This window comes from Vibrio sp. Vb1026 (genome assembly GCF_033338745.1).
Taxonomy (GTDB): domain Bacteria; phylum Pseudomonadota; class Gammaproteobacteria; order Enterobacterales; family Vibrionaceae; genus Vibrio; species Vibrio alginolyticus.
The window spans coordinates 47,019-54,140 of sequence record NZ_JAWOTH010000021.1 but is presented as its reverse complement, the minus strand read 5'-3'; the positions used below and the strand labels follow the sequence as shown (position 1 = coordinate 54,140).

Annotated in this window: 7 protein-coding genes and 1 riboswitch; of the genes, 2 read left to right on the top strand and 5 right to left on the bottom strand. The window is 44.5% G+C overall.

The genetic code is table 11. From position 1 onward, the window contains the following. The first annotated feature begins 524 nt into the window (after window positions 1-524). A complete protein-coding gene (locus R7E47_RS21560; RefSeq protein ID WP_258668996.1) occupies window positions 525-980 on the top strand; it encodes an RNA-binding protein in 456 nt (151 codons plus the stop codon). Here the strand turns inward: R7E47_RS21560 and murI are convergent. The 3 genes from murI to btuB are packed head-to-tail and all read right to left on the bottom strand — an operon-like array spanning window position 943 to window position 4,365. Beyond that, window positions 943-1,746, bottom strand: coding sequence for a glutamate racemase (gene murI / locus R7E47_RS21555; RefSeq protein WP_258668997.1), 804 nt, complete (start codon window positions 1,744-1,746; stop codon window positions 943-945). The genes R7E47_RS21560 and murI overlap by 38 nt on opposite strands. A 31-nt stretch (window positions 1,747-1,777) precedes the next feature. Continuing rightward, a complete protein-coding gene (locus tag R7E47_RS21550) occupies window positions 1,778-2,470 on the bottom strand; it encodes an adenine nucleotide alpha hydrolase (RefSeq protein WP_238764801.1) in 693 nt (230 codons plus the stop codon). A gap of 59 nt (window positions 2,471-2,529) precedes the next feature. Further along, on the bottom strand, window positions 2,530-4,365 hold the full coding sequence (btuB, locus tag R7E47_RS21545; RefSeq protein ID WP_318085046.1) for a TonB-dependent vitamin B12 receptor: 1,836 nt from the start codon (window positions 4,363-4,365) through the stop codon (window positions 2,530-2,532). A gap of 55 nt (window positions 4,366-4,420) precedes the next feature. After that, a riboswitch (cobalamin riboswitch) is annotated at window positions 4,421-4,621 on the bottom strand. 184 nt (window positions 4,622-4,805) lie between these two features. Here btuB and trmA point away from each other — a divergent pair. Further along, window positions 4,806-5,915 (top strand): tRNA (uridine(54)-C5)-methyltransferase TrmA, encoded by a 1,110-nt coding sequence (trmA, locus tag R7E47_RS21540; protein WP_206955044.1) that lies wholly within the window; start codon window positions 4,806-4,808, stop codon window positions 5,913-5,915. 63 nt (window positions 5,916-5,978) lie between these two features. Here trmA and R7E47_RS21535 read toward each other — a convergent pair whose 3' ends face one another. Together R7E47_RS21535 and fabR are read right to left on the bottom strand one after the other, a co-directional pair. Then, window positions 5,979-6,344 carry a YijD family membrane protein gene (locus R7E47_RS21535; RefSeq protein WP_005378634.1) on the bottom strand — a complete coding sequence of 122 codons (366 nt, stop codon included), beginning with the start codon at window positions 6,342-6,344 and terminating at the stop codon, window positions 5,979-5,981. Continuing rightward, window positions 6,344-6,985 carry an HTH-type transcriptional repressor FabR gene (gene fabR, locus R7E47_RS21530; protein WP_005378632.1) on the bottom strand — a complete coding sequence of 214 codons (642 nt, stop codon included), beginning with the start codon at window positions 6,983-6,985 and terminating at the stop codon, window positions 6,344-6,346. Before fabR ends, R7E47_RS21535 begins: the two co-directional genes overlap by 1 nt. Between the last annotated feature and the right edge of the window lie 137 nt (window positions 6,986-7,122).

The window sequence follows — 7,122 nt, the reverse complement described above, 5'->3', positions numbered from 1 at the left end:
CATTACATAAAGTAATGTTTGAATTGACTGTGCTGAATCTTTCGATTCAATGGTCACTTCGTATCATTGAAACCTAATTTGATACCGAAGTATCGAATTGGATTATCATCAACGAGTGCCCACACAGATTGATAGGTTCTTATTTTTAAAGAGCTTTTCTAACATTTTCAGCAACTTAGTTGCTCGTCGCTAGGGGTGCGTATCTTACTTCACACCGTGAGAGAGTCAAGCATTTTTTTCAAATTTCTTTTCTCTCAATTCCGACTCGCTGTGTGACTTTCGTCTCACTCCGTGTCGGTGGATGCGCAGTATAGGGAGTTGAGAAATTAGTACAAGCGTTTTTTGCAAATAAAAAACCAATCGGTCACAAATTAGCCAAAAGTGCGATATTTGCATATTTCTTCGTCACATTTGAGACATATCACAGCAATTGGTTGGAAAAACACCAACCATATACGTAAGATTCATGTGTCTATTCTGTTAATGGACAATCGATCTCTTTATCACTATGTGTAGTAATTAAAATGACGTCTAAAAAAAATCTGATTTTATGTGTTGGGCTGGCCATCGTTGGGGGAATCATCTTCTCTCAATTCATCATCCCACCAGCCTTGAGCTTCCTCATTGGTGTTATCGCTACTGCTTTTCTTTTTTCATTTTCTAGCAAAACACCTGTTCTTCAATCTTCGGATCCTGATCCTTCAACTAAAACGCTGTATGTCGGCAACCTTCCTTATAAGGCCAATGAGAGTCATGTTCGCGATTTGTTTGCTGAATATGGACAGGTCTATGCAGTACGCTTAATGAAAGATAAGCGCACTGGAAAAAGAAGAGGGTTTGGTTTTGTAGTGATGGCTGCGGCAGATGCCAAGCCAGCTATCGCTAAACTTAATGAAAAGAAATATATGGAGAGAACGCTAAAAGTGAGAATTGCGAACGATCCTAAACATCCGGATGGCGGTAAACCTGAACAGGATTAAAACCTAGCTTCTTTAAACAAATGTTCAGTGCACCTTCCTGCCAAGGAGTTGCACTGGCATAAATCGACTTACTTCCCTCTTCTGTATCCTCAATTTCATCACTTAATAGCAATGCTTTTACTCGACGCGCAATCGCTGCGCCTGAATCAATTAAAGTAACGTCCCCACCCAAAGCTTGATGAATCTCCTCTTTGATTAAAGGGAAGTGAGTACAACCGAGCACCGCAACATCGACTTTATCGCGAAGGGGAAGCAGGATATTTGTCAGTTCGTCGAGAGAAACGCTGTTGCCTCGCAACTTCTCTTCGGCCATATCTACCAAGCGAGTTGATCCCACCAGCTCAACTGGTTTGCCTTGCGCAAAGTCCCGTATTAACTCGTGAGTATATTGGCGTGTTACTGTCGCCGGAGTGGCGATCAGCCCTACCCCTTTTGATGCTAAAAGCGATGCGGGTTTAATCGCAGGGACAACACCAACAACGGGAATCGATAAATTTTCGCGTAAGGAAGGAAGCACTATGGTGCTCGCCGTGTTGCAAGCAATGACGACAATGTCGACTTGGTGTTCTTCGACTAAAGAAGATACCAGTTGGTTAACTCGTGAAACGAGTACAGCCTGATCGAGTTCACCATAAGGGTAAGCCTGATTATCGAATAAGTATAAGTAGTCTAGCTGGGGCAATAGGCGATGTATCTCTTGGAATACAGAAAGACCACCAACACCAGAGTCAAAAACTAGGACTTTTTTCTTACTTGCTACTCGCACGAGTCTTACCTAAAGAACAGAAACGTTGCGATCATACTGCGTAGATTTGTTTTGGCAATGCTTTAGCATGGTATCTTTGATGGCTGAATCTATCTCCAGATTCTACATTTCGCTTCGTCAACTCGATATGTCCTTGAAAAGATGGCGAAGACGTGACCAATGTGTGAAATTCACCATTTTCCCCACAGGGATCAATTTGACTTGGTAATGACTCTATTAGGGCTTTGTCATACCAGCGACCACACCATTCTGGAGGGAGAACTCTTCCGTCGATGGTGATTAACATCGTTTGAATACCACGCTCTATGATTTCCATCGCTAGTTTTTCGCTGCTCTCCCCTAATAGAGGAAAGACGCATTCCCAGCCAACAGGTTCAATATAGCTGCGTCGGTAATCGGCAATGCCATTACAAAACATATCACCAAATGCGACAGCTTCTATGTTCAGACCACTACTTTGTAATCCATTAACGATGGTCGATTGATAAATGTCGTTACTTGGAAAGATTTCAGGTAGCTCGATAGTAATGAGCGGAAGCGCAAGTAAGTCTGCTTGCATTTGTACGACTTCAAGCGGAGTTGCTTGGAAAGGGACTTCTTTCCCTACGTAAGTCGTGTACAAACCGACAACTTGATAATTTGGATTCTCGTTAAGGCGCTCAAGCGTTAATGTCGAATCTTTACCACTGGACCAGCTGATCACAACTCGCTTGGGTTTCTTCATTCGATTTTCCACCACAAAATATTAAAAACCGCCCGAAGGCGGTTTGTGCTCATTCACGATTAGAATTCGTAGCCAACGTTGAGATAGTACGCTCGCTCTGCAGCAGGGTAACCTTTTGCCATCTCATACTCTTCATCAAGTAGATTATCGATACGAGCGCTAATAGAGGTCGACTCATTCGGATAGTAAGTCACCGCCGTATCAACCAACGAGTAAGAAGAAAGCGTAATATCTTGTGAAGGCCAAGTGCTGTAATCCACATCTGGACGCTTACCGACGTACTGATAGCTAGCCGACCAATCCACTTTATCGAAGCTCACTAAAGCATTCCACTTATACATTTCTTTAGCGCGGCGCTGCAACTGATGCCCTTTATCGTCTTCAGCATCTTTGTAATCTGCACTCAACTGGTGCTGCACAATCCCTGTATCAAACTCAGCAACAAGCTCCACACCTTGGATATGTGTTTCACCATCGACATTCAAATATTTGTATGTGGTTGGATGGTAATCGATAAGATTCGTGATTATATAGTCATAACCCGTTACGGACCAAAAAACGCCTTGGACATCACCGCTGAATGCTAGCTCCCAAGCATCTGACTCTTCCGGCTTCAGATCTTTCTCACCGTATGTTGGGTCATACTGTTGATATAGGTTTGGAGCCTTAAATGCAGTACCAAAAGAGGCTTTAACCCCAAACTCTGGTACAAACTGGTAACCAGCCGCTAAACTGTAAGTGAACTCACTACCGTATTCTTCGTTATCATCAAGGCGAGCACTGCCCTCGAGCATTGCTTTATCAATACTAGTGGTTGCCATACCAAACAGAGCGCCATTGGTCCGATCAAACGTTTTATTCGCACTCTTGTCTTTATAAGACTCGTTGCGCCAATCAATACCACCAGCAAACGTCGTATTGTTGTTTAGCAAGTAACTGTTGGTCCACTGGACATTTTGCTGCTCAAGTTCATCTTCAGTACCTGAGTGTTTGCCTTTTGCTTGCTCATAGTTCCAAGACTTCTGTTTCTGTGCCGTTACTTGTAGTTCTGACATCACATTATCAGACTGATACTTACCGCCCAGAGTGACAGAAAGATCATCTTTTTCTGCTTCGTAGTAACCGCGACTGCCGTAGCTGCTGTCATATTGATAAACATTTTCGTAAGCACGTAGATTACCAAATGCAGACCACTGGTCATTGAAGTTATGCACGTAACCTAGCAGACCATTCTTTGTATCAAAGCCATGGCGATCACCGTCATTAACTCCCGGTACAGGACGAACGTTATAACCATCATCACTTTCACTACCAAGCGCGATATTTAGCTGGCCGCTCTCTGTGACTTTAATACCAGATGCCACACTCAATTCTTGATAATCTAAACTACCTAAACCCGCACTTAACTTCGTTCCTTCTTCGTCAGCACGCGCAATGGTGATGATATTGATCACGCCACCAATCGCTTCTGAGCCATAAAGTGACGCACGCGCACCACGCACGTACTCAATACGTTGAACGTAAGTAAGTGGGATTTGGTTAAAGTCCACAGCGCCCTTCGCTGCTCGCGCAAAACGTACGCCATCAACCAGTACTAAAACTTGGTCGGAACTGGTTCCACGAACAAATAAAGACGCTAACTGACCACGACCACCATTTTGTGAAACTTGAATCCCCGTAAGGCGACGCAATACATCTGGTAGGGTTTTCGCTTGAATGCGAACGATGTCTTGTCGTGTAACTACTTCGACATCTGCCAACGTACGGCTTTCGGCTTGCTCAAAACGGTTTGCAGTAACAACGATGGTTTCGTCAGTGGAGGTTTCTTGGGCCTGTAGATAAGAGACAGGTGAAAGCAGCGATGCCAAAGTGATCGCCAGTGCGGATTTTCTCATTGTATTGTCCTAAATCGCGTAATTCCTTCCGAGCCCTGTCATCATGACAGTCCAGTGCTGTGGCTCAGTTGTTGGCAGGTATTCGGACTCAAGAGCACGGGTGTACCGCCTACTTGCTCGACTTCCCACATAAACTAATGCAGTGTCTGATGAGCGTTCGTTCTCTTTTACCGCTGCGCGTCAGTTCTGGATTCACACCAGATTCCCATTTCAGCCATCTAGATTGCTAGATAGCACCAACTTGAGGCAAATATTATTCAGCTATTGATTATTTGTCCAGCCAATATTGCCCTTAGAAGTTGTAACGTTTTGATTGATTTTGCTTTCTACTCTGCCTGTACGCACTATCTTTAAATCAATTCCAGTACAAAACTGGACATCCTATTGAGATTGAATAAAATCTGCGCTCTTAAATTGAATGCACCATAAAAGGTAAGATCATGGCTACTCTTGATGTAAACCCACAACGCTACCAAGAACAACTGGCTGAAAAAGTCGAACGTCTCACGGACATGTTCGCGCCATACAACATGCCAGAACTGGAAGTGTTTGAATCACCAGAGCAGCACTACCGCATGCGTGCTGAGTTCCGTGTTTGGCATGAAGGCGAAGATCTTTACTACATCATGTTCAACCAAGAAACTCGTGAGAAATACCGTGTTGACCAATTTCCTGCAGCAAGCCGTCTGATCAACGACCTGATGCCGCTATTGGTTGAAGCGATGAAAGACAACGACTCACTACGTCGTAAACTGTTCCAGGTGGATTTCCTATCGACGCTAAGTGGTGAGATTCTGGTTTCACTCCTTTACCATCGCCAACTTGATGAAGAGTGGATTGAAAACGCGAAAGCCCTTAAACAGCGTTTAAATGATGAAGGCTTTAACCTAAACATCATTGGTCGCGCTCGTAAGATGAAGATTGTCCTAGACCGCGACTACGTGATCGAGAAGCTCGATGTAAATGGTCAAAGCTACATCTACCAACAAGTGGAGAACAGCTTCACTCAGCCGAACGGCAAAGTCGCAGAGAAGATGCTGGAATGGGCGGTCGACTGTACCCAAGAAAGCACTGGCGACCTACTAGAGCTTTACTGTGGTAACGGTAACTTCTCGCTGGCGTTGGCACAGAATTTCGACCGCGTACTGGCAACTGAGCTAGCGAAGCCATCTGTGGTATCTGCACAGTACAACATCGCCGCCAATAAGATTGATAACGTACAAATCTTACGTCTATCAGCAGAGGAATTTACTCAAGCGATCGAAGGTAAGCGTGAATTCCGTCGTCTACAAGATGCAGGTGTAGATCTGGAGAGCTACAACTGCAACACGATTTTTGTCGATCCACCACGTGCTGGGATGGATGTCGATACTTGTAAGATGGTGCAAGGTTACGAGCGCATCATGTACATCTCTTGTAACCCTGAGACTCTAAAAGAGAACTTGGACATTCTATGCGAAACACACAACGTAACGCGTTTTGCTCTGTTTGACCAATTCCCTTATACCCACCACATGGAAGCAGGTGTACTGTTGGAACGCAAAGCGTAACCCACCGCGTCAAATACAAAAAAAGCGAGCTCAATGGCTCGCTTTTTAATTTGATTCGTTTGCTTATTCCGCAGAAGTCTTCTTGCTGACAAAACCTAGCTTCTTACCAATCCATGCGAGTAAGATCATTGAAACCATGATCGCGAAGAAGTTTGAGCCTGCTTCTGGGTATTGCGCTTTAATAAACGCAGAGTGACCAAACGCACCTACGAAGAAGCACGCCAAGCCAACTAATGGGATATCTTCTGATACCGGATTATTTAGGTACTCTTGGTAAAGAGCTTGTACAGCCAGTACGAGTGCAATCAATGGGAAGATTGAAAAAGACACTTCACTCATGGTCAACCATGACAACAAAGCATCACCACACATACCTGCAACCAGTGCCAAAATCAGCGTTTTCTTTTCAGATTTATTTCCATTCGACATTATTCTATCCCGCCTTTTAATCGGTTACGTTCACGTTCTTTGCGATACCAATAGGCCCCTTTGGCTATCATTCGCAATTGCATGATCAATCGCTCGGCGAGTTCATCGCGCTCACGTCGATCTAAATCTAAAGCTTCAGCCCCCGAACTGAAAACCAAAGTCACAGACGCTTCTGCTTGAGTATACGCCTCTTCTCTGGTCACGCCGGTGCTCATTAAATACTCGGTTAATTCTGCCGCAAAATGCTGGATTTCTCGAGCAACAGCGGTACGAAATTCAGCAGAAGTGCCGGAGCGCTCACGCAACAACAAACGAAAAACGTTCGGACTACTTTCAATGAATTCCATAAAGGTTTCGACCGAGGTACGAATTACGCTACCTTCTTTCACAATACGTTGACGCGCCTGACGCATCAGTTGGCGTAGTAGCAAACCGCCTTCATCAACCATGGTTAAGCCTAGCTCATCCATATCTTTGAAGTGACGGTAAAAAGAAGTCGGTGCAATCCCTGCCTCTCGGGCGACTTCTCGCAAGCTAAGGCTGGAAAAGCTGCGATCCGCACTTAATTGACTAAATGCCGCATCGATCAATGATCGACGTGTCTTCTCTTTTTGCTGTGCGCGGATTCCCATCGATTTCATTCTTAACTTGCTCTTTTTCTGTAGGGTACAAGAGCCTCAATATAACGCAATTTGCTCCTACGGAGAAAGATATGTTGCTTCGCTCGCTCTGAGCGCCGAGAACGTTACTATTGGCATGCATCTAATTGCAATGTTCT